This window comes from Antarctobacter albus (assembly GCF_900101505.1).
GTDB lineage: Bacteria > Pseudomonadota > Alphaproteobacteria > Rhodobacterales > Rhodobacteraceae > Antarctobacter > Antarctobacter albus.
This window is the reverse complement of the sequence record NZ_FMZI01000007.1, coordinates 266,535-289,182: the sequence shown is the minus strand read 5'-3', so window position 1 is coordinate 289,182 and position 22,648 is coordinate 266,535. Positions and strand designations below refer to the sequence as shown.

Below are 22,648 nucleotides of genomic sequence, written 5' to 3'. Positions count from 1 at the left end.
CGCGCGGACCATCCGCGCGGTGATCCCTGTCAGCTGGTCGCGTCCAGGCCGTCGCGAAAATCGTTCCAGCCCGCATCCACCGATGAAGGCGTGTCCAGCCATTGGGTCAGCGGCCCGCCCGTCACCGGGTCCGTCGCCGGGATCGGCAGGGACATGATCAGTTTCGCGGCGGCCCGGAAATCGGCCTCGCTGACGAACGCCTCCTGGATGTTGTCCCAGTCGCGTCCCTCGGGATAGCCGCCGATCACCATCACGTCGTCGGAATTGCCGATCATGGCATGTGACACGCCTGCCGGCATGACAACCACGTCGCCCGCCTCGACCCGGACCTGCGTGCCGCCCTTGCCGAACAGCTCCAGCTCCATCCAGCCCGTCGCGACGCCGAGGCATTCATGCGTGGTGGAGTGGAAATGGTGGTACAGGTAGATCCCCGGGTAGTTCCAGTTGTTGAGCCAGCCGGTCTTTTGAAACTGGGCCCGCACCGCGTCCATGCCGCCCCCGGGGATACCGCCGCGATGGATCAGCAGGGGAAAACGGCTGTTGGGCACGCGTCCGTTGGGTTTGGAAAACAGTTCTTCCGTGGGTCCGGTCATCTTGGTCCTCCCTGGTCCGGTTGCCGTTGTGCAAACGAGAAAGGGGCGGCCCGCGCCGCCCCTTTCCGAAGGATCAGTTGCCGCCCCAGGCCTGGGGATAGTCGGCCATTTCCTCGCAGCCGCACATGGCGTAGTGCAGCGGCGGCATCGCCGGGTTGACGTAGTCGTCCAGGTTTTCCTGCACGATGGCAGGCTGCGGCAGAACCCATTCCGGCCCCGGCAGCGGCTCTCCCTCGATCACCCGCGCGGCCGCAATGACCGCCGTACGCCACTGGTAGGTGGGATAGGTCGGCGCGATGGCCGTCAGCCCCTCGTCCTGCCACTTGCGCAGGAAGTCCTGCTGGTCCTCGCCCACGAAGACGGGGATGTCATAGCCGGAATCCTCGAAGGCCTCGATCGCGGCGACGGCAGTGGCGCCCGCGTCCATCCAGACCGCGTCGATGCTGCCGCGCATCAGGTAATCCTCGACGATGGATTTTGTCTTGGCATTGTCGCCGTCCGTGAACTCGGCCCCGACGATGTTCATGCCCGCCTCTTCGAGAATGCGGCGCCCGGCGGAATAGCGGGTTTCCAACACGTCGACCCCCGGCAGGATGCGCAGCATCAGCACGTTGGCGCCTTCGTCCAGCTTGCTGGTGATGAACTCTGCGCCCTGGATGCCAAAGCCATAGCCGCCGACGGGGTGGATGAAGGAGACCGGGCAATCGGTGTTCACGCCACGGTCGAAGACGATGACAGGCATCGCCTCGCAGGCCCGTTCGACCGCAGGCGTCAGCGCCGCCGTGGTGTTGGGCGAGACGATCATCACGTCGCAGTCACCGCCCGCCAGCAGGTCGTCGATATCTGCAATCTGCTTGTCGTCGGAGCCTTCGGCGTCGACATGGATGAAGTCGGCGATAGAGGCGTGGTTCTTCAGCTCTTCGACCATGTTGGTATAGCCCACGACCCGCCAGGGGTTGTTCACACCGGCGTTCGAAAAACAAACCGTCGCCGGGGCCTCCAATCCCAGCGCGGCGGTGTCGACCATGTCGCCACCGATGTACTGCAGCCAGGGCTGGCCTTCGGGGCCCATCGGCTCTGCCTGCAGCTGGTCCCGCTGCTTTGCGAATTCCTGGGGATCGTCGAAGTTCTGGGCGTAGAGCGGCGTCAGGCTGAACGCCAGCGCCCCTGCCGCCATCAGGATATGTTTCATGTCTCTCTCCCTATCGGTTGAAAGGGTGCGTTCCCCGCGCCCTTTCAGGTTCCCGTCTGTCTCCTTCGGTGCATGGCGAACGCGACGGCCGCGATCAGGATTAGGCCCTGCACCACCTGCCGGACGGGTTGCGGCAGGCCGAGGAAGTTCAAGAGCGTGAAGATGGCGGTCAGCGCCAGCGCGCCGCCAAGGGCCGCCGGGACCGATCCCCGACCGCCGAGAAGTTGCGCGCCGCCCAGAACGGCGGCAGTGATCGCCTGCAGTTCATATCCCGAGCCGACATCGGTCGAGACACCGGCAAAGCCGCCCAGCAGGATGCCCGCGATGGCCGCGGACAGGCCCGACAGCATGAAGGCGGTGATGCGCACGCGGTTGACGGCCACTCCGGCCAGACGGGCCGCGACCGGGTTGTCACCGATGGCATGCACCTGTCGGCCAAGGTTGGTGCGATGCATCAGCCAGGCCAGCAGGCCGACGACGACGACCAGCACGATGACCGAGACGGGGATGAACCTGACCAGGGGCACATCGCGGATCAACTCTCTCCCGAAAAAGCGGAAGGTGTCGGGCAGGTAGCCACGCGGGGCGCCGCCCGACCACAGGAAGGCCAGCCCGTTCAGCGTGATCATCATGCCCAGCGTGGCGATCAGCGAGGGCACGCGCAGGAAGCACACGACCAGCCCGTTGACCGCCCCCACGCCCAGCCCCATCGCCAACATCAGGGGGATCACCCAGTAGGTCGCCGTGGGATCGTTGTTGGTCAGCATCGAGGAACCGACGACGACCAGCGTGATCAGCGAACCAACCGACAGGTCGAACCCACCCGAGGTGATGACATAAACCTGCCCCGCGGCCAGGATCGCCAGCGGCGCGGCGCGCTTGAGGAAGTTCATGTAGCCCGTCGGCTCGATGAATCGCGGGTTCATGAAGATGATCGCCACGACCAGCACAGTCAGCAGCACCCAGACCGGGTTGATCTGCGGCAGGCGGCGCTTGGGGGCGGTGGCGCTGTCACTCATGCCACGATCCTCTTTGAACGGATGGCGTAGAAGGCGACGGCGGCCACGATGATGATGCCGCGCAGAACCTGCTTGGCGAAACTGTCGACCCCCGCGATGTTGAAGACGGAGTCGATCAGCGAAAAGATCAGCATCCCCGCCATCGTCCCCCAGACACCGCCGCGCCCGCCCGCCAGCACCGTGCCGCCGATCACCACGACGGCGATGCTTTCAAGGTCATAGACCCCGTCGGACCCGATCCAGGGCGCGCCGGAGCGCAGCCGCGAGGCAAGGTAGAGCCCCGCGATGGACGCGCAGATCGAACAGATCACATGGCTCAGGATCACCACCCGGCCCGTCTTGATCCCGGCAAAGCGCGCCGCCTCTTCATTGCCGCCGACCGCGTAGATGTCCGATCCGAACTTTGTGAACCGCAGCACCGCCCAGGCCATAACGGCCAGAAGACCCAGGAACAGCAGCGCCACCGGGAAAGGGCCCAGCTCTCCATAAGCGAACATCTGGAAGGCGGCCGGCACCTCGCCCGCAAAATTCGACACGAAGGCCGACAGGCAGCCCTGGATGATCAGGCTCATGCCCAGCGTGGCGATCAGGGGATTGACCTTCAGCCCGCTGACCACCAGCCCGTTGGTCAGCCCGACAAGCCCACCCAGCGCAATCGCGGCCAGGATCGCGGGCAGGATCATCGCCGGAGACCCGTCCATCACCACAGAGGCCAGTACCGCCGTGGCCGAGATCAGGCTGGCAACGCTAAGGTCGATCGAGGCCACGAGGATGACAAAGGTCTGCCCGATGGCGGTGATGCCCAAGGCAATGGACCGGCCAAGGATGGCGATCAGGTTGTCGAATGTCAGGTACTGCGCCTGTCCGGTGACAAGGGCGACGACGACGTAAATCGCCAGGGCGCCGCCCAGCAGGATCAGCGGGGCCCAGCGTTCGAAACGGAAACCGGCCTTTCGGCGGGGCGTATCCTCGGCGATGCTCATGCGGCCACTCCTGTCTCGCCGGTGGCGGCGTGCATGATGTCCTGTTCCGTGGCGCCGTGGGGGAACTCTGCGGCGATCCTGCCTTCCTGCATGACCAGCACGCGGTCCGCCGCACCGATCACCTCTGGCAGGTCGGACGAGATCATCAGGATACCGGCCCCCTCGCGGGCAAGGTCGCGCATCAGGTGATAGATGCCGGCCTTGGAATTGACGTCGATGCCGCGCGTGGGTTCGATGAAGATCAACAGCTTGGGCCGCATGGACAGCCAGCGGGCCACGATGGCCTTTTGCTGGTTGCCTCCCGACAACGCGCGAATGTCCTGATCATAGGAGGCCGCGCGGATTTCCATGTGGTCCAGCAGGGCGTCCATGCGCGCCCTGTCGGTAAAGGCGTTCCGGCGGTCACTGGACCAGAGCGGCGCAAAGGCGCGCGAAGTCAGCATGCCGTTGTCGCGTACCGACTGCATCAGCACCAGCCCCTCGCTTTTCCGGTCGCCGGGGAGCAGCCCGATACCGCCAAGGATGGCGCTGCGCGGGGTCTGGAACGAAACGCGCTCTCCGTTGAGGGTCACCTGGCCATGCTCGAACGGGGTTTCGCCGAACAGCGCCATCGCCAGCGCAACGCGCCCGGCGCCCTGGATACCCGCCAGACCGACGATTTCCCCCGCGCGGACGTCAAGGTCGATCTGGTGCAACATGGCGTTGCCCGCGCCGCGCACGGTCAGGACCGGATCGCCAATTTCCTCCGGCGTTGCGGGCGGCGCGTAGAAATCGGCGATGTCGCGGCCCACCATCGCGCGGACGATGGCATCCGGCGCGGGGACCTCGTCAAACCGGGCGGCCACCTCGCCGTCTTTCAGTACCGTCACGCGATCCGCCAGCCGCGTGATCTCTCGCATCCGGTGGGTGATGTAGATAATGGCGACGCCGCGCGCGCGCAGCGTGTCCACGGTTGCAAAAAGTTCCTCGCATTCCGCCTCGTTCAGCGCCGCGGTCGGTTCGTCCATCACCACCACGCGGGCACCAGTGGACACCGCCTTGGCGATCTCGACCACCTGCTGCGTGGCCACGTCCAGCTCTCCAACCGTCCGGTCCGGGTCGATCCGGCCCGCCGCAGCGAAGAGCGCCAGAACCTCGCGCGTGTCGGCCCGCATCTTCGCGCTGTCGATCAGGCCAAAGCGCGTCCGGGGTTCCCGCCCAAGGAACAGGTTTTGCGCGACCGTGCGTTCCGGCAACAGGGAAAATTCCTGGTAGATCACCGCGATCCCGGCGCGCAGCGACTCGACCGGATGGACGAAATGCACCGCCTCGCCGTTCATGCGCACCTCGCCGGCGTCGGCCTGGTAGACACCGGAGAGGATCTTGATCAGCGTGGATTTCCCTGCGCCGTTCTCGCCCACAAGCGCCTGCACCTCGCCGGGGCGCACACCGAAACTGACGCCGGACAGGGCGCGGACACCGGGAAAACTCTTGGTGATGCCCTGCATCTCGATGACGGGGTCGGTCATGCGGCCTCCCACGTCCCGCGGATGAAATCATGGGACTCCGTGAACAGGGTTTCGAAGTCCGGAAAGAGCGGTCGCCAGACGCGGGTTGCGGCGGCCAGTTCGGGCAGGCCCGCCCCGAATGCCTCGATCACCACATGCCCGTCGAACCCAGCGGCCTTGGCGGCCCGGAACACGGCGGCAAAATCGATCTGCCCCCGCCCCGGCACGCCCCGGTCGTTTTCCGAAACATGCAGCACATGCATCCGGTCACCCAGGTGGGCGATGGCCGCGGGCTGATCACGTTCCTCGATATTGGCATGGAACGTGTCGTACATGATGCCAAAGGCGGGATGATCGACCCGGTCGGCATAGGCACGTGCCTGGTCCATCGTGTTCAGGAAGTAGGTTTCGAACCGGTTGAGATGCTCCAACGCCAGCTTGTAGCCGCCTCGCGCGGCACGTTCCGCCATGTTTCGATGCGCGCTCACGCCGCGTTCTATTTCGGCCTCTGTCGGCCCCTGCCCGGTGAAATGGCCAATCGGCGCATGGAACGGCCCGCCCACGGTTTCCGATCCCAGCGCCTCGGCGCAATCCTGTATCCAGGACAGGTGATCCAGCCCGCGTTGCCGCACCGATGCATCCCCCGACAGCGGGTCGGCATCGACATCCGGCACGATGGAGGTCTGCGCGCGGCCAAGGCCCAGCGCGGACAGCTGTTCCCCCAGCCAGGCATAGTGATCCGGGCTGCCCCGCATCACCGGCACTTCGACATGGTCAAAACCGATCTCGGCAAGGCGCTGCAAGTACGGCAGGTGACTTTCGTCGATGTGCCCCGCGAGGCACAGCAGGTTGATCCCCAGTTTCATGGCGACACCCAGGCGCTGTCCTTCGACGAAGAACGCACACAGGCCTCGATGAACCGCATGCCCTCCATGCCGTCCTGCAGAGTCGGGAACAGCAGGCCACCCGGCACCGTCTCACCGCGCCTGTGTGAATGGATGGCATGGGCGGCCTCGGTGTAGAGGTTGGCAAAAGCCTCGAGATAACCTTCGGGATGGCCGCCGGGCACCCGGCTCATGGCCGTGTTGCCCGTCGTCGCCCCCGCCCCGTTGCGGGTCAGCAGGCGCTTGGGTTCGCCGAAAGGCGTGAACCACAGCTTGTTCGGCGCTTCCTGTGCCCAGTCCAGCCCACCCCTGTCGCCGTAGACCCGCAGGCGCAGGGCGTTTTCATTTCCCGGGGCCACCTGGCTGCACCAGAGCATCCCCTTGGCGCCGCCCTGCCAGCGCAGCATGACATGGGCATTGTCGTCCAGCGTGCGCCCGGCGCCAAAGGCATCCAGGTCGGCGGCCAGACGGTCCAGCCGCAGCCCCGAGACGAAGCACGCCAGATTATATGCATGAGTGCCGATGTCCCCGATCGATCCGCCCGCGCCAGAGCGCGCGGGATCGACCCGCCATTCGGCCTGCTTGCCCTCGGCAGGGCCGGTCATCCAGTCCTGCACGTATTCCACGTTGACCAGCCGCAAGTTGCCGAGATCCCCGGCCGCGATCATCTCGCGCGCCTGCCGGATCATCGGGTAGCCGGTGTAATTATGCGTCAGCATGAACAGCGCGTCCGAGGACCGCGCCACCTGGGTCAGCCGCTCGGCATCCACCATCGTCGAGGTCAGCGGCTTGTCGCAGATGACGTGGATGCCCCGTTGCAGAAAGGCGATGGCGGCATCGGCATGTACATGGTTGGGGGTCACGATGGCGACCGCCTCGATGCCATCGTCCCGGTCGGCCTCGGCCCGCGCCATCTCGACATAGCTGTCGTAGCTGCGCGGCAGGCCCAGCACCTCCGCGCTGGCCCGTGCCTTTTCGGGGGTCGCGCTCAACGCGCCAGCGACAAGGTCATAATGCCCGTCCAACCGCGCCGCGATGCGGTGGACACCGCCTATAAAGGCGTCTCCGCCACCGCCGACCATGCCAAGCCTGATCGGTGCCTCAGCCATCTCGGCCCTCCAGTCCAAGCATCCGCCGGTTGGCCGCGTCATCCGCGCCGCCATCCGCGAAATCGTCAAAGGCGCGTTCGGTCACGCGGATGATGTGGTCACGCACGAATTGCGCGCCCTCGCGCGCGCCATCCTCGGGGTGTTTCAGCGCGCATTCCCATTCGACAACCGCCCAGCCGTCAAAACCCATCGTCGTCAGCTTGGAAAACACCGCGCCGAAATCCACCTGCCCGTCGCCAAGGCTGCGGAAGCGGCCCGCGCGGTCGGCCCAGGACTGGTAACCGCCATAGACGCCCTGCCTGCCGGTCGGATTGAATTCGGCATCCTTGACGTGGAACATGCCGATCCGCTCGGCGTAGTCGTCGAGGTTTGCGATGTAGTCGAGGCATTGCAACACGTAGTGCGACGGATCGTAGAGCATCCTTGCGCGCGCATGTTGGTCGACCCGGTCAAGGAACATCTCGAAGGTTGCCCCGTCATGCAGGTCTTCGCCTGGATGTATCTCGAAACAGATGTCGACACCCATGTTCTCGGCGTGATCGAGGATCGGACGCCAGCGGGCCGCCAGTTCGTCGAATGCCGCCTCGACCAGCCCCTCGGGGCGTTGTGGCCAAGGGTAGACATAGGGCCAGGCAAGCGCCCCGGAAAAGGCGCCCAGGGCATTCAGGCCAAGGTTGCGCGATGCTTCCAGCGCCATGCGGACCTGGCGGACCGCCCAGTCCTGCCGGGCCTTCGGATTGCCCCGCACGGAGGCATCGGCAAACCCGTCAAAGGCGATGTCATAGGCCGGGTGAACGGCGACAAGCTGTCCTTGCAGATGGGCCGAAAGCTCCGTCACGGCGATGCCGTTTTCAGCCGCCCGGCCCTTGAAGTCGTCGCAATAGTCACGCGATCCCGCAGCAGTTTCGAGGTCGAACAGCCGCTTGTCCCAACTGGGAACCTGGACACCTTCATACCCGCAATCGGCGGCCCAGCGGGTGATATTGCCCCAGTCGTTGAACGGGGCATCGTCCGACGCGAATTGCGCCAGGAAAAGGGCCGGGCCCTTGATCGTCTTCATGAGTCCTCCCACGGCGCCGTCCTCCCCGGCACCTTGTGAAATCGATTACACGTGATTCACGCCGCGTTTGCAATAAAAAATGTAATCGATTAACAAGCTGCAATATCCAGGAGACAAGATGACGGCCCGGGCAAGAGTGAAGATCAAGGACGTGGCCACGCTTGCAGGGGTGTCCACGGCCACCGTCAGCCGGGCCCTGTCCGCGCCGGACTCCGTCGGGCCGGCCACGCGCAAGAAGGTCATGGAGGCGGTCAAGGCCACCGGCTACCGGATCAACTCTGCCGCCCGCGACCTGCGCCAGCGCCGCGCGCGGTCCCTGCTGATCCTTGCCCCGAACCTGTCCAACACGTTTTTCAGCCGCATCTTCGCAGCGGTCCAGGAAGAGGCGAGTTCGGTCGGCCTGACCGTCCAGATCTCGGACAGCCGCATCGGGCGCGACCGTCTGTTGTCACTGGGGTATGACGGGCGCGCCGACGGGATCGTTCTGCTGGACGGCGGCCTTGATCCCGAGGTGGTGAATGGATGGCGCCTGCCCCTGATCCAGCTCAGCGAATGGAACGACGCCTATGACGCCCCGCGCCTGGGCATCGACAACCACGCCGCCGCAGGGCTGGCCGTCGATCACCTGGTCGGGCTGGGGCATCGCAGCATCCTGCACGTCAACGGGCCAGAGGAAAACGTGCTGGCGATCACCCGCAGGCAGGGTTTCCTGGACGCCGCATCACGAAACGGCGCCGAGGCAACCGTGTTCCCCGGCGATTTCACACTCGAGTCCGGGGCAGAGGCCGCCCGGCGGTGGGCAGGGCTGGACAACCGCCCGACCGGGGTGTTCTGCGCCTCGGACGAATGCGCGCTCGGCTTTGTGTCCGAGTGCATTCGCCTTGGCTGCGACGTGCCCGGTGATGTGTCCGTCGTGGGTTTTGACGATATCGATTTCGCGGACCGTTTCGTGCCCTCTCTGACGACCATCCACCAGCCGCGCCTTGAAATGGGGCGCGCGGCCGTCAAGCAGGTCGTGGCGATGATGCAGGGTACGCCGAAGGCCGAGACTGACGCCACGGGCACCCCGCCCGAACGGATCGAAGCCACGCTGGTCGAGCGCGCCTCGACAGGTCCGGCACCAGCCTGATCAGGCCCGGCGCGCCTTGCGTGCGGACAGGACCTCGGTGGCAGAGGGGGTCGGAAGGTCGAAATAATCCATCGTCCCGGCATATCCGTCGCCCCCCATGCGGCCCAGCGCATCCAGCGCGGTGTGGGTCGAATAATAGGTGTCGAGGTCGATGATGTCCTCGCGGACGTGGGCCATGACGATCTGGCCAAGAATGATCTCGCGCGCCGAACTTATCTCGATCCCCAGGTAGCGGCGGCATTCGAATGCGACGGGCGCTTCCTTGATCCGCGGACAGGCGACCATCTCGCCGGGTGCCGCCGTCAGGCCCGCCATTTCCAGCTCATCCACCTCGGGCGCAAAGCCCGCCGCCGTCACGGACATCGCCTCGACATTGGCGCGGTCGACGATGTTGACGGTGAAACACTCGGTCATGCGGATGTTGAAGGCGGTGTCCTTGAAACTGCGGTCGGGCTTGTTCTCGACGCCCAGCGCGAGGATCGGCGGATCGGCCGACAGGCAGTTGAAGAAGGAATAGGGCGCCGCATTCACCAACCCATCGGGGGAGATTGTCGTTACCCAGGCGATGGGGCGCGGCACGATGGTCCCGATCATGACCTTGTAGGCCTCGCGCGGGGTGAGCTCTGCAAAGTTCAGCGCGTGGTGTATCCGTCTGTCCGTCACTGGGCGAGTTCCTTGCCATAGTGAGACAGGATCGAAGAGACGCTGTCCGGTTTCTTTTCCAGCTCGGCCCGACCGGCAACCGCGCCAAGGTGGTGATCCATCAGCGTCATCGCCCTGTCCGCATCCCCCGTCCGGATCGCCTCGATGATCTGGGAATGCTCATCGACGGCACAGTCCGACGAATGGGTCCGGGCATACATCGCCATGATCAGGGAACAGCGCAGCACGACCTCTGACACGTAGCGGGACAGAACCGCATTGCCGGTCAGCTCCGCCAACAAAGTGTGGAATTCACCCGCAAGGCGAATCGACACCGGCCCGTCCTTGCCCTTGACGCTCTGCTCGCTGCGGACATGCGCTTCTAGCTGGTCGAAGCCGCTGTCCGGCAGACGCTCAACCAGGATGCGAATCACCTCGCGCTCCAGCGCGCGCCGCACCTCGAAGATCTGCTTGGCCTCTTCCAGCGAAGGTTCAGCGACAAAAGCCCCGCGATTGCGCCGCGTGACAACCAGCCCTTCGTTCTGCAACCGCACCAACGCATGACGCACGATCGTGCGCGACACGCCGAACTGTTCGCCCACCGTGTCCTCGGGCAGGCGCATGCCGGGCTTCAGGGCCTGCTCGATGATCGCCCGCTTGAGAAGCGTGTGAACGGCATCCGTCAGGGTGGTCTGGTCACTCATGACTCGTCTTCTTGTCTGTTCTTTGTGCAATCCTGATAGCGTATCCAAACATCGACGTCAATTGGATACAATTTTCTTGCCAAGTGAGATTCAATCCCGCATCAAGATCACATCGTATCCAATCCTACCGATTCCCAAGTACAATCCAACAACAGGGACCAGACGATATGACGATCAGAAAACTCCTGCTTGCTTCTGCAGCACTTGCCTCTCTCGCGGGCGGTGTGCAGGCCGAGAATGTCCTGAAATGGGGTGCCAATCGCGACATCGGCTCGCTTGACCCCTACTCCTACGGTGACAGCTTTACGATCAACGTGCTGAACCACGTCTACGAGGGCCTCGTGCGCTATGATGCCGACCTCAAGATCGAGCCTGCGCTGGCGGAAAGCTGGGAGATCCTCGAAGACCAGGTGACTTGGCGCTTCAAGCTGCGCGAAGGCGTGACCTTTCACGACGGCGCGCCCTTCACCGCCGATGACGTCGTCGCCTCGCTGGAGCGGGTGAGCCACGAGACCTCGCCGCTCAAGGGCAACCTGCCGGCCTATGTGTCCTCGGCCGTGGTGGATGCGCACACCGTCGACATCACCCTGAACGGCACCTATCCTCTGCTGCTCAACGACCTGACGAACATCCATATTTTCGACAAGGAATGGATGGAGGCGAACGACTCTCTGCTGCCGACGGACATCGGCTCGGGCAAGGAGGGCTTTGCCACCTACAACGCGAACGGCACCGGGCCTTTCATCGTCGAAAGCCGCCAGCCGGACGCCAAGACGGTGTTCGTCGTCAATCCCGCCTGGTGGGACGACCCCCAGCACAACCTCGACCGGATCGAGCTGACTCCGGTGACCTCGGCCGCGACCCGCGTCGCCGCCCTGCTTTCGGGCGAAATCAACTTTACCAATGACGCGCCGGTGCAGGATCTTCCGCGCCTCGAAGCGGCCCCGAACGTGAACGTGCTGGAAGGCGTCGACCTGCGCACCGTGATGATCGGTTTCCCCTTCCGCGACACACTGACGACGGGCGAACCCAACCCGTTCAAGGACAAAGCCGTGCGCGAGGCGCTCTACAAAGCCATCGACCTCGACCTGATCCACCAGCGGGTGATGCGCGGCAAATCCCGGATTGCAGGCGCAACCGTCGCGCCGCCGATCCCCGGCTACGCCGAAGAACTGGATACGGTTCCCGGATACGATCCCGACGCCTCGAAGAAACTGCTGGCCGAGGCCGGTGTGCCCGAGGGGCTGACCTTTGAGTTCAACTGCCTGTCCGACGGGCTGGTGAACGAGGAACAATTCTGCCAGGCCATCGCCTCGATGTGGTCGCGTATCGGGCTGGCGCCCAAACTGGACGTGGCGCCGCGCGCGGTGCAGACGCCCAAGCGCACCCAGGGCAAGACCGACATCTACACCCTGGGCTGGGCCACCCTGCCGATGCTGGACGCCTATTCGCCGCTGCTGCAGATCTTCCACTCCAAGGAAGGCAACTCCGGCGTGTTCAACTGGGGCGGTTGGTCCTACCCCGAACTTGACGCGCTGATCCAGCAGGCCGGCATGGAACTGGACCTCGACAAGCGCCTGTCGCTGGAAACCGAGGCCCTGGGGATCGTCAAGGACGAGATGATCATGATCCCGCTGCACCAGCAGCCGATGGCCTGGGCCGTGACCGGGGAAGTGGCCGAGATGCCGCTGTTCCCGGACAACAAGCCGCGGCTCTGGTTCGCCCGCGTCGCCACCGACGACTGATCCGACAGGACCGGCTGCGGGGGTCTCCCCGCAGCCCCCATCAGACCGGAGTTCCCATGCTCGCCTTCCTTATCAAGCGCACCGCCAACGCGGCCTTCGTCATGCTGGCGGTGGCCCTGCTGGCCTTCACCATCTTCCGGTTCTTCGGCGACCCGGTCGAGATGATGGTCAACGAACAGGCGACACAGGCCGACCGCGCGGAACTGCGTGAACGCCTGGGCCTGAACGACGGGTTCATCACGCAATACACCCGCTTCGTGACCAATGCGGTGCAGGGGGATTTCGGCATTTCCTACCGCAACCAGCAGGACGTGATGGTTCTGATCGGAGAGCGGTTTCCCGCAACCTTCGAGCTGGTGCTGGTGGCCACCGTCATTTCCCTCGTCGTGGGCATCCCTCTGGGTGTCATCACCGCCGTGCACCGAAACTCGCCACTGGCCAATGCCTTGCAGCTGGGGTCCATCGTGGGCGTCTCCCTGCCCTCCTTCGTGGTGGGCATCATGTTGATCCTGGCCTTTTCCGTCTCTCTTGGCTGGCTGCCTGCCTTCGGACGCGGAGAGACGGTGGACATCGGATGGTGGTCGACGGGGTTGTTGACCCCTTCGGGCCGGGCCGCACTGGTGCTGCCGGCGATTTCATTGTCGACCTTCCAGATCACCCTTGTCATGCGCCTGGTCCGGGCGGAGATGCTGGAAACCCTGCGCACGGACTACGTCAAGTTTGCCCGCGCGCGCGGCGTGCCCGTCGGGCGGGTCAACTGGGTGCATGCGCTGCGCAACTGCCTGATGCCGGTCATCACTCTGACGGGCATGCAGATCGGCAACCTGATCGCCTTCGCGCTTGTCACCGAGACGGTCTTTCAATGGCCGGGCATGGGCCTGCTCTTCATCCAGGCCGTGACCTTCGTCGATATCCCGGTGATGGCCGCCTACCTGATGCTTGTCTCCTTCATCTTCGTCGTCCTCAACACGGTTGTGGACGTGACCTATGCCTGGGTCGACCCGCGCCTGCGCGACGACGCCGCCAAAGCCGGAGGGGCCAATGGCTGACCTGTCCATGACCACCGAGACCGACACAAAGACCGACACGCCCCCCCTGCCCGCCCGCCGGGCACGCCTGGCGGCGATCCGCGACAGCGACCTGTGGTATTCCTTCCGCACCCACCCCAGCGCGGTCTTCGCTGCCTGCCTGCTGGCGCTGGTGACCCTGACGGCGCTCTTTGCCCCCTGGATCACGCCGCAGGACCCCTATGACCTGGCCGCGCTGGAACTCTGGAACTCCGAGATCCCGCCGATCTGGAACGAGGCGGGACAATGGCCCTACATCCTGGGCACCGACACCCAGGGGCGCGATATCCTCTCGGCGATCCTCTACGGCTCGCGCATTTCGCTGATCATCGGCTTTGCCTCTGTCATCGCGGCGCTCTCCGTCGGGCTGAGCCTGGGGTTGATCGCGGGCTATTTCGGCGGCTGGATCGACAACGTGATCATGCGCCTGGGCGATGTCCTGTTGTCGATGCCCTTCATCCTGATCGCCATCCTGATCACCGCCGTTGCCACCGCCTCTTTGCCGACGGGGCTGAAGGACATCCTGGCCGCACCGATCCTGATCCTTGCCATCGCCGTGCCCAGCTGGGTCCAGTACGCGCGGACCGTCCGCGCCAGCGCGATGGTCGAGCGCAAGAAGGAATACGTGCAGGCCGCACGGCTGATCCGGGTGAAACCCTGGCGGATCATGCTGCACCACATCCTGCCCAACTGCCTGACCCCGATCCTGGTCGCGGCCACGCTGAACTTTGGCCTGGCGATCCTGTCGGAGGCAACGCTGTCCTTTCTCGGCGTGGGAATGCCGCCGGATCAACCCAGCCTCGGCACGCTCATCCGGATCGGCAACCAGTACCTGTTTTCCGGCCTGTGGTGGATCGTCGTGTTCCCCGCCGTGCAGCTGTGCCTGATCGTGCTATCCGTCAACATGATCGGCGACTGGCTGCGCGATGCCCTCAACCCCAAACTGAGATGACCCCATGAAGACCCTCAAGAACTGCCGCCCGATGGGTGGCCCCGCAACGGACCTGCACATCGCCGACGGCGTTTTCGTCGAAACCGCCCCGGATGGTGCCGAAACCATCGATTGCGGCGGACGCATCCTGATCCCCGGCCTGGTCGAGGCCCATACCCACTTGGACAAGTCCCTGCTGGGCATGCCCTGGTATCGCAACGAGGTCGGCCCGCGCCTGATCGACAAGATCACCAACGAGCGCGAGGTGAAGGTCTCGCTGGGGCTTGACCCGCAGGTGCAATCGGAACGGCAGGCGATCCTGTCGGTCAGCCACGGCACGACACAGATCCGCAGCCATGTCGACGTCGACACCCATCACGGGCTGGCCGGCATCGAAGGCGTCATGGAAACCCGCGACAAGCTGAAGGACATCGTCGACATCGAGATCGTCGCCTTTCCGCAATCCTCGATGATGCCGCGTCCCGGCACTGTCGAGATGATGGACCAGGCGTTGGCCCTGGGGGCCGATATCGTCGGCGGGATCGACCCCTGCGGGATCGAGCGTGACCCCAAGGGGCATCTCGACGCCGTGTTCATGCTGGCGGAAAAGCACGGCAAACCGGTCGACATCCACCTGCACGAACGAGACGCCCTGGGCGGTTTCTCGATGGAAGAGATCATCGCCCGGACCAGGGCACACGGGATGCAGGGCAAGGTCACGATCAGCCATGCCTTCTGCCTGGGCATGATGGACCGCGCCTATGTGGCCGACCTGCAGGCGCAACTGGCCGAAAACCGCATCCACATCATCACCACCGCCCCCGCCTCTGCCCCGGTCCCGGCGGTCAAGGAGCTGAAGGCGGCGGGCATCCTGACCGGGTCTGGCTCGGACGGCATCCGCGACACCTGGGGCCCCTACGGCAATGCGGACATGCTGGAACGCGCCATGTTCATCGGTCAGCGCAACAACCTGCGCCGGGATGACGAGGTCGAGCTTGCGCTGGACATCTGCACCTTTGGCGGCGCCGCGATCATGGAAACCGAAGGCTATGGCCTGGGCATTGGCGACCGCGCCGATGCAGTCCTGGTCGAGGGTGAGACGCTGGCCGAGGCCGTCGCCCTGCGTGCCCCCCGCAAAATGGTGCTGAAGGCCGGGGCCGTCACGGCGCGGGACGGTGCCTGCGTGGTGGCGGCACCGTGAGCCGGACCCGCCTTTCCGCGCGCTGGGTCGTCGGGCATCGGGACGGCGCCCATGTTGTCTTCGAGAACGGCTGTGTCGTGATCGAGGGCACACGCATCCTGCATGTCGGCGCCAGCTTCGACGGCGATGCGGATGCGCACATCGACTATGGCGAGGCGATCCTGTCGCCCGGTTTCATCGACCTCGACGCGCTGTCCGATCTCGACACGACGATCCTGGGCTACGACAACGGCCCGGCCTGGAAAAAGGGGCGGGTCTGGCCGCAAAGCTATGTCGATGCCGGCCCCTACGAGATGTACTCGCCAGAGGAACTGGCCTTCCAGAAACGCTTTGCCTTTGCACAGCTGATCCGCAACGGGATCACCACAGCCCTGCCCATCGCCTCTCTGTTCTACCGCGCGTGGGGGGAAACGGTTGCGGAATTCGATGCCGCCGCGGCCGCGGCCGAGGATCTGGGCCTGCGCGCCTACCTTGGCCCGGCCTACCGGACCGGCGGGCAGGTCACCGACGAGACCGGCACCATTCGCGCGACCTATGACGAGGCGCGTGGCCTCAAGGATCTGGCCAAGGCGGCAGACTTTGCGCAAAGGATCGACGGCATCGCGGGCGGGCGCATCCGCGCCATGTTCGCCCCCGACCGGATCGAGACCTGCACAGCAAGCCTGCTGCAACGCACCCATGCGATTGCCGCGGAAATGGGCGCCCCCGTGCGCCTGCATTCCTGCCAGTCCCCGACCGAGATCAGGTTGGTGCAGGAACAACATGGCACCTCGCCCATCGACTGGCTGGATCGCATCGGTGCCATCGGGCCGAACTGGCTACTGCCGCACGGCACTCAGGCGACGGAACGCGATTTTACGCTGATGGCCGAACATGGCGCGACGCTGGTGCATTGCCCGCTCGTGGCCGCCCGTCATGGCGGCCTGCTGCGGTCCTTTCCGGAATGTCGCGGCAGGGGCATCAACATCGGGCTGGGCACCGACACCTGGCCGCCGGACATGATCCTCAACATGCAACTGGGCATGATGACCGCCCGGTTGGCCAAGGGCATGGACGCGATCCGGTCCGAGGCGCTATTCGACGCGGCAACCCTTGGCGGGGCGCAGGCGCTTGGCCGGGACGATCTGGGGCGCCTGGCCCCCGGCGCCTGCGCCGACATCACGGTGATCGACCTGCGCGGCACCTTGCAGACGCCGGATCCGATCCAGACCCTGATGACCTCGAGCGCGGGTAGGGACGTGCGGGACGTCTGGATCGACGGACGACAGGTCATGACCGACGGAGAGATCCCCGGGTTCGACGCGGTTGCGGAAACCGCGCGCGCGCAGGCACAGTTCGATGGCCTGATCGCCAAGTACCCCGACCGCACGGTGGACCACCCGCCCGTGACCGAGATTTTCACCCCCAGCTACCGGAGGGCACGATGACCCAACCCGTTCTGGACGTGCAGGGCCTGCGCGTCGAATTCCCGACCCGGCACGGCACGCTGACCGCGGTCGACGATATCTCGCTGACCATCGGCAGGGGCGAAATCCTGGGCGTCGTCGGAGAATCCGGCGCGGGCAAGTCGATGACCGGCATGGCCATCCTGGGCCTGCTGGAACCGCCGGGCCGGATCGCTGCCGGCAAGATCCTGTTGTCGGGCGACCGGATCGACACCCTGACCGAACAACAGCTTCAGGCCGTGCGCGGGCGCCGGATCGGGGCAATCTTCCAGGACCCGCTGACATCGCTCAACCCCTTGTTCAAGGTCGGCGACCAGCTCGTCGAGACGATCCGCCTGCATACGCCGATGACCCGCGCGCAGGCCCGCAGGCGCGCCATCGAACTGATGCAAGAGGTCGGCATTCCCGCCGTCGAGGAACGCATCGACAACTACCCGCACCAGTTTTCCGGCGGAATGCGCCAGCGCATCGTCATCGCCCTGGCCCTGTGTGCGGAACCGGAACTGATCATCGCGGACGAGCCGACAACCGCGCTTGACGTGTCGATCCAGGCGCAGATCACGGCCCTTTTGAAACGGCTCTGCCGTGAACGCGGCACGGCAGTCATGCTGGTGACGCATGACATGGGCGTCATCGCCGAAACCGCCGACCGCGTGGCGGTGATGTATGCCGGGCGCCTGGCCGAACTGGGCACGGTCGAGGACGTGGTCCGCCGACCGCAACACCCCTACACCGTCGGGCTGATGGGCTCGATCCCCTCGCTGCGCCGGGACGAGAGCGAGCTTCAGATGATCCCTGGCGCCATGCCGCGCCTGAACAGCATTCCCTCGGGCTGCGCCTTCAACCCGCGCTGCGCACAGGCGGGACCGAAATGCAGCCGGGACATCCCGCGCATCCACGGAGAAGGCGCTGCCTGCTGGCTGGCCCTGGAAGGAGCAACCGCATGACCCGCCCCATTCTCGAAGTCGACGCGCTGGAACGGCGTTTCGACGTCTCTGCCCCCTGGCTGAACCGGCTGCTGGAACGCAAGCCGCGCCGCACCCTGCGCGCAGTCGACGGTGTGGATTTCGACATCCTGCCCGGTCAGACATTGGCGCTGGTTGGCGAAAGTGGCTGTGGCAAGTCCACCATCGCCAAGCTGGTCACCGGGCTGCATGCCCCCTCGGACGGCAAGATCCGCTTCAACGGCGATCCGACCAAGATGCAGATGATCTTTCAGGATCCCTTTGCCTCTCTCAATCCGCGCTGGCGCGTGGGACGGATCGTGGCCGAACCCCTGCGCACCCTGTTTCCCGACACCACCGATGCGCAGGCGGAGGCCCGGGTGGGAGAGTTGCTGAAGACCGTCGGCCTGTCGCCCGCCGATGCCGCCAAGTACCCGCATGAGTTTTCGGGCGGCCAAAGGCAGCGTATCTCGATCGCCAGGGCGCTGGCGGGAGAGCCCGAGTTCCTGGTCTGCGACGAACCGACATCCGCGCTGGACGTGTCCGTCCAGGCGCAGGTGCTGAACCTGATGAAACGGCTGCAGCGCGAGATGGGGCTGACCTATCTCTTCATCAGCCACGATCTCAGCGTGGTGCGGCACATGGCCGATGTGATCGCCGTCATGTACCTGGGCCGGATCGTCGAAATCCAGCCGACCGCGGACCTCTTCGCAAACCCGCTGCACCCCTACACGCGGATGTTGCTGGACACGATCCCGGATCTGGAGGCCCCGAAACGCGACCGCGCGCCGATGGGCGGAGAGGTTCCCTCGCCCGTGTCGCCGCCATCGGGCTGCACCTTCCATCCGCGCTGTCCGCTGTCCTTTGACCGATGCAAGCGCGAGCTTCCGAAACGCACCCCAGACGTTCACGACCGACGGGTCGCCTGCTTTGCAGCCGCAGAAGGAAAAACCGATGTATGATCCCGCATTCATGCGCCGCGCGCTGGAGATTTCCGCCGAGGCCCTGACGACCCCCGGAACCGAACCGTTCGGCGCCGTGGTGGTCAAGGACGGCAAGATCGTTGGCGAAGGCATCAACCGGTCGGTGATGAACCACGATCCGACGAGCCACGGAGAGACGGAGGCCATCCGCGATGCCGCCCGTAATCTTGGCACCGTCGATCTGCGCGGAACCGCGCTTTATACCAGTTGCGAGCCCTGCCCCCTGTGCGTGGCCGCCATGCTGATCGCCGGGGTGAGCGAGCTTTACTATGCCGCCGACATGGCGCAGGCCGGGCAGGCGCTGGGTCAGCTGCCGGAAAGCGCCCGTTTTCCCATCGACGTGGACCACATGCTGGCGCAATGCGGCCTGCCCGCGCCGGCGCGCAGCATGGTCAGCGCCCAGCATTCGGCAGAGGACGCCGCCGACATCCTGGAACGCTGGGCCGCCAAGGTGGGCGAACCCGGCGCGTGATGCCTAGAGGAACAGGGTCACGGTCGCCGGAAAGAACGCCACGATCACCAGCACCAGCAGCATCACCGCGATGAATGGCAGCGTGGCGCCGAAAATCTGTTCGACCGAGACCGCCGGATTGTTCAGCGTGTTGTGCACGGTAAAGACCGATATGCCGAACGGGGGCGTCAGCAGGCCGATCTCGACCGCGATGACCGTCACGATCCCGAAATGCATCAGGTCGATCCCCAGGCCCTGCGCGATGGGCGCCGCGATCGGCACCATGATCAGCAGGATGGAGGTACTGTCGAGGATCATGCCCATCAGCAGGATGATCAGGGCATAGAAGAACAGGAACCCCATCGGTCCGAACCCGGACTCGGTGACCAGTCCGGCAATCGCGTTGGGCAGGCCCGCAATGGCCAGCATCCGCGAATAGAAAGAGGCCGCAATCAGGAGCAGCAGGATCGAGACCGAGATCACCCCGGTCTGCTTCATCACCTGCCACAGCTTGTGCCGGTCCAGGCTGCGCCGCGACAGGGCCACCACCAGCGCCCCGAAGGCCCCGACGCCGCCGGCCTCGGTCGGGGTGAAATATCCGGTATACAGCCCGCCCAGGACAAGGATCACCAGAAGGACGATGGGGATCAGCTTGAGCAGCATCCGGTCCAGCGGCATCGGCTTGAACTCGCTGTCCAGTCGCCGCGCACGGACGCTGTCGGGATCCTCCAGGACAAAGCGCGGGAACAGCATGGTGATGCCAATCAGCATGGCCACGAACCCGCCCGCCAGCATCAGCCCCGGGATGATGCCCGCGATGAACATGCCACCGATGGACACCTCAGCCAGCACGCCGTAGATGATCAGCAGCAGGCTGGGCGGGATCAGCATGCCCAGGACCGAGGACCCCGCCACGGTGCCTGCAGAAAAGGCCGGGCGATAACCGTGGCGCGTCATCTCGGGCACCGCGACCCGGGTAAAGACCGCTGCCGAGGCGATGGACACGCCGGTCACGGCAGCAAAGATCGTGTTGGCGGCCACGGTGGCGACACCCAGGCCGCAGACCATGCGCCGCAGCAGTTCCTCGGCCACCTCGAAGGTGTCGCGCCCGACGTTGGACACGCTGACCAGCAAGCCCATCAGGACAAAAAGCGGGATCGTGGCAAAGAGGTAATCGGCGATGCCGGAATAGGCCGTCAGCTCCAGCATCCGGAAGGCCAGGCCGATGTTGTCACGGATCAGCCAGATCCCGACAAAGGCGACGCCGAACAGCGCATAGGCGATCTGCATTCCCAGCAGAACCAGCAGGACAAGGACGCCGATCAGGACGAAACCGAAAGCAAGCGTGGTCATTTCGTGGCCCCCATGCTGCGCAATTCGACAACCGCCCGATACAGCGCGGCCAGGACGGCGGTGAAGGCCCCCAGCACGGTGATCGCGCGGAAAGGCCATGTCGGGATGGTCCAGACGCCCTGGACGCCAAAGAACTCGGCGCTGTGCCAGCTCTGGATGAATTTTGGCCAGGAGGCCCAGAGCACCAGCGCAAAGACCACCGCCCCGGCAATGCAAAAGACTGCCTCGAGCACGGACACTGCCGACGGCGAGGCGCGTTCGATCCGACGCACCAGGAAATCGGCCCGTGTCAGGCGCTTTTGCAGGATCGCGGCGGGCACCTGCAGAAAGACGATGGCCACCACGGACCGCGCTGCGATCTCGGCCACGCCGGTGATCGGCATGTTCATGAAGTTGCGCCCGATGACATCGGCCACGATCAGCAGCATCAGCGCGCCAATGGCCGCCGTGCCGACTGCGGACATGGCCGCCGCGACCGCGCCCAGCGCTGCGCCCAGCGGCGCCTCGGAAAAGGACGGGACAAACCCGTCGTCGAACTCGGCCGTGTTGTCTTCGCTCATGCCCCGATCCTGCCTTCAAAAGTGCACCCGCCCGGCATCAGATTGCCGGGCGGGTGCCGTGCTGTCACGTTCCGATCAGAGACCTTCGTCCCAGTCCCGCAACGGTGTTGCCCCGCGTTCGCGCAGGGCCGCGAAATAGGCTTTGAGCACGGTCTTGCCCGCCTCCCCGGTCTGTTCCAGCCAGGGTTCGATGATGTTCGGCAGGCCCTCGACCCACTTGGCCTTTTCTGCATCGGGCAACTGGTGGATGGTCAGCCCGGCTTCCTGCATCTCGTCAAGCGCGCGCGCGGCCAGGTCGGCGACATAGTCGCCATGCGCGATCGAGGTCGCCTGGGCCGCCTCGCGGAAGGCCTCTTGCACCGGGGCGGGCAGCCCTTCGAAGAAGTCCTTGTTGGCCGCGATCCCGCCGAAATACATCGAGCCGATGCCGACGCGGGTCAGTTCCGGGGCCACCTCGTAGACGCGGGTCGGCAGAATGCCGGAGGCAAAGGACAGGGTGCCCTCGGTCACGCCGGTCTGGATGTTGGTGTAATAGGTGGTCAACGCGCCATCGACCGGCGTTGCCCCGGTTTCGCGCAGCCAGTTGGCCGAGGTGCCCGGCGCGTTCAGCTTGCGGTTTTGCAGGTCATCCATCGAGGAGACCGGGAAGGTGGCATAGATGTCGTAGCTGTCGGTGATCAGCGACGACAGGTGCACCATGCCGTTCTGCGCCCAGCTGTCTTTCAGTTCGGGCAGGTTCTCGGACAGGTCATCGAAGATCTCGATGATCATGCGGTGATCTTCGGTGGCGAAGGGGGTGAAATAGGTCACGTTCTGCAGGGGCATGTTGGCCCCTTCCCAGACCGTGCCCACCATGCCCACGTCGACGATGCCGTCCATGACGGCCTCGCGCGTGTCGGTGAATTTGTAGAGCGTGCCCGCGTAGCTCTCGACCCAGTTCACGGTGTATTCGTTGCCGCCCTCGGCCAGGATGCGATTCACTTCCGGCTGAAAGGTGTTCTTCATCGCGTAGACCCAGATGTTGGCCTCCGGATGCGACGAGCCGATGTTGACGGTGATCGTCTGCTGGGCATAGGCCGTGCCGCCCATCAGGATCGCGGTGGCGGCTGCCATTGCGGTGATCTTCATGTGTTTCCTCCCTTGGTCGAGGCGCCTCCCGCGCCTGC

Annotated in this window: 22 protein-coding genes; 9 read left to right on the top strand and 13 right to left on the bottom strand. The window is 65.1% G+C overall.

The window, feature by feature from the left end; translation table 11 throughout:
• Positions 1 to 29: 29 nt before the first annotated feature.
• From BLQ71_RS14380 to BLQ71_RS14345, 8 genes are all read right to left on the bottom strand, one after another.
• Positions 30 to 593, bottom strand: coding sequence for a cupin domain-containing protein (locus BLQ71_RS14380; RefSeq protein WP_074622205.1), 564 nt, complete (start codon positions 591 to 593; stop codon positions 30 to 32).
• A 73-nt stretch (positions 594 to 666) separates the two neighbouring features.
• Positions 667 to 1,785 (bottom strand): substrate-binding domain-containing protein, encoded by a 1,119-nt coding sequence (locus BLQ71_RS14375; RefSeq protein ID WP_043136934.1) that lies wholly within the window; start codon positions 1,783 to 1,785, stop codon positions 667 to 669.
• 44 nt (positions 1,786 to 1,829) lie between these two features.
• Positions 1,830 to 2,804: an ABC transporter permease gene (locus tag BLQ71_RS14370; protein WP_043136937.1), complete on the bottom strand. Its 975-nt coding sequence runs from the start codon at positions 2,802 to 2,804 to the stop codon at positions 1,830 to 1,832.
• Positions 2,801 to 3,787: an ABC transporter permease gene (locus BLQ71_RS14365; protein ID WP_074622204.1), complete on the bottom strand. Its 987-nt coding sequence runs from the start codon at positions 3,785 to 3,787 to the stop codon at positions 2,801 to 2,803. Before BLQ71_RS14365 ends, BLQ71_RS14370 begins: the two co-directional genes overlap by 4 nt.
• Positions 3,784 to 5,295, bottom strand: coding sequence for a sugar ABC transporter ATP-binding protein (locus BLQ71_RS14360; protein WP_074622203.1), 1,512 nt, complete (start codon positions 5,293 to 5,295; stop codon positions 3,784 to 3,786). The genes BLQ71_RS14365 and BLQ71_RS14360 overlap by 4 nt, the downstream gene beginning before the upstream one ends.
• Positions 5,292 to 6,140, bottom strand: a complete 849-nt coding sequence (locus BLQ71_RS14355) for a sugar phosphate isomerase/epimerase family protein (RefSeq protein ID WP_074622202.1) — start codon at positions 6,138 to 6,140, stop codon at positions 5,292 to 5,294. The genes BLQ71_RS14360 and BLQ71_RS14355 overlap by 4 nt, the downstream gene beginning before the upstream one ends.
• Complete coding sequence (locus tag BLQ71_RS14350) at positions 6,137 to 7,267, bottom strand: Gfo/Idh/MocA family protein (RefSeq protein WP_198548529.1); 1,131 nt, start codon at positions 7,265 to 7,267, stop codon at positions 6,137 to 6,139. The genes BLQ71_RS14355 and BLQ71_RS14350 overlap by 4 nt, the downstream gene beginning before the upstream one ends.
• Positions 7,260 to 8,327 (bottom strand): sugar phosphate isomerase/epimerase family protein, encoded by a 1,068-nt coding sequence (locus tag BLQ71_RS14345; RefSeq protein ID WP_074622201.1) that lies wholly within the window; start codon positions 8,325 to 8,327, stop codon positions 7,260 to 7,262. The genes BLQ71_RS14350 and BLQ71_RS14345 overlap by 8 nt, the downstream gene beginning before the upstream one ends.
• Positions 8,328 to 8,445: 118 nt before the next feature.
• Between BLQ71_RS14345 and BLQ71_RS14340 the strand changes: the two genes are divergently transcribed.
• Complete coding sequence (locus tag BLQ71_RS14340) at positions 8,446 to 9,456, top strand: LacI family DNA-binding transcriptional regulator (protein ID WP_074622200.1); 1,011 nt, start codon at positions 8,446 to 8,448, stop codon at positions 9,454 to 9,456.
• On the opposite strand, the gene BLQ71_RS14335 is transcribed toward BLQ71_RS14340, so the two are convergent.
• A complete protein-coding gene (locus tag BLQ71_RS14335; RefSeq protein ID WP_229754865.1) occupies positions 9,457 to 10,119 on the bottom strand; it encodes a flavin reductase family protein in 663 nt (220 codons plus the stop codon). It abuts the gene before it with no gap.
• Complete coding sequence (locus BLQ71_RS14330) at positions 10,116 to 10,802, bottom strand: GntR family transcriptional regulator (RefSeq protein ID WP_043136946.1); 687 nt, start codon at positions 10,800 to 10,802, stop codon at positions 10,116 to 10,118. The genes BLQ71_RS14335 and BLQ71_RS14330 overlap by 4 nt, the downstream gene beginning before the upstream one ends.
• Positions 10,803 to 10,969: 167 nt before the next feature.
• On the opposite strand from BLQ71_RS14330, the gene BLQ71_RS14325 reads away from it, so the two are divergent.
• Genes BLQ71_RS14325 through BLQ71_RS14290 form a run of 8 tightly spaced genes read left to right on the top strand, consistent with a single transcriptional unit; the run spans position 10,970 to position 19,590 of the window.
• Positions 10,970 to 12,547, top strand: a complete 1,578-nt coding sequence (locus tag BLQ71_RS14325) for an ABC transporter substrate-binding protein (RefSeq protein ID WP_074622199.1) — start codon at positions 10,970 to 10,972, stop codon at positions 12,545 to 12,547.
• A gap of 56 nt (positions 12,548 to 12,603) precedes the next feature.
• Positions 12,604 to 13,596 carry an ABC transporter permease gene (locus BLQ71_RS14320; RefSeq protein ID WP_069210685.1) on the top strand — a complete coding sequence of 331 codons (993 nt, stop codon included), beginning with the start codon at positions 12,604 to 12,606 and terminating at the stop codon, positions 13,594 to 13,596.
• Positions 13,589 to 14,566: an ABC transporter permease gene (locus tag BLQ71_RS14315; protein ID WP_074622198.1), complete on the top strand. Its 978-nt coding sequence runs from the start codon at positions 13,589 to 13,591 to the stop codon at positions 14,564 to 14,566. The genes BLQ71_RS14320 and BLQ71_RS14315 overlap by 8 nt, the downstream gene beginning before the upstream one ends.
• Positions 14,567 to 14,570: 4 nt before the next feature.
• Positions 14,571 to 15,746 (top strand): amidohydrolase family protein, encoded by a 1,176-nt coding sequence (locus BLQ71_RS14310; RefSeq protein ID WP_074622197.1) that lies wholly within the window; start codon positions 14,571 to 14,573, stop codon positions 15,744 to 15,746.
• On the top strand, positions 15,743 to 17,173 hold the full coding sequence (locus BLQ71_RS14305; RefSeq protein ID WP_074622196.1) for a chlorohydrolase family protein: 1,431 nt from the start codon (positions 15,743 to 15,745) through the stop codon (positions 17,171 to 17,173). The genes BLQ71_RS14310 and BLQ71_RS14305 overlap by 4 nt, the downstream gene beginning before the upstream one ends.
• Positions 17,170 to 18,138 carry an ABC transporter ATP-binding protein gene (locus BLQ71_RS14300; RefSeq protein ID WP_069210997.1) on the top strand — a complete coding sequence of 323 codons (969 nt, stop codon included), beginning with the start codon at positions 17,170 to 17,172 and terminating at the stop codon, positions 18,136 to 18,138. Before BLQ71_RS14305 ends, BLQ71_RS14300 begins: the two co-directional genes overlap by 4 nt.
• On the top strand, positions 18,135 to 19,097 hold the full coding sequence (locus BLQ71_RS14295; protein WP_074622195.1) for an ABC transporter ATP-binding protein: 963 nt from the start codon (positions 18,135 to 18,137) through the stop codon (positions 19,095 to 19,097). Before BLQ71_RS14300 ends, BLQ71_RS14295 begins: the two co-directional genes overlap by 4 nt.
• Positions 19,090 to 19,590 (top strand): nucleoside deaminase, encoded by a 501-nt coding sequence (locus tag BLQ71_RS14290; protein ID WP_074622194.1) that lies wholly within the window; start codon positions 19,090 to 19,092, stop codon positions 19,588 to 19,590. The genes BLQ71_RS14295 and BLQ71_RS14290 overlap by 8 nt, the downstream gene beginning before the upstream one ends.
• Before the next feature lie 3 nt (positions 19,591 to 19,593).
• Here the strand turns inward: BLQ71_RS14290 and BLQ71_RS14285 are convergent, their stop codons facing one another.
• The 3 genes from BLQ71_RS14285 to BLQ71_RS14275 form a co-directional block, all read right to left on the bottom strand.
• The gene (locus tag BLQ71_RS14285) at positions 19,594 to 20,922 is read right to left on the bottom strand and encodes a TRAP transporter large permease (protein ID WP_043136963.1); all 1,329 of its coding nucleotides are present in this window, start codon (positions 20,920 to 20,922) and stop codon (positions 19,594 to 19,596) included.
• Entirely contained in the window at positions 20,919 to 21,482 is a 564-nt protein-coding gene (locus tag BLQ71_RS14280; RefSeq protein ID WP_074622193.1) for a TRAP transporter small permease subunit, read from the bottom strand. Before BLQ71_RS14280 ends, BLQ71_RS14285 begins: the two co-directional genes overlap by 4 nt.
• A 75-nt stretch (positions 21,483 to 21,557) precedes the next feature.
• Positions 21,558 to 22,610, bottom strand: coding sequence for a C4-dicarboxylate TRAP transporter substrate-binding protein (locus BLQ71_RS14275; RefSeq protein ID WP_043136966.1), 1,053 nt, complete (start codon positions 22,608 to 22,610; stop codon positions 21,558 to 21,560).
• Positions 22,611 to 22,648: the final 38 nt, after the last annotated feature.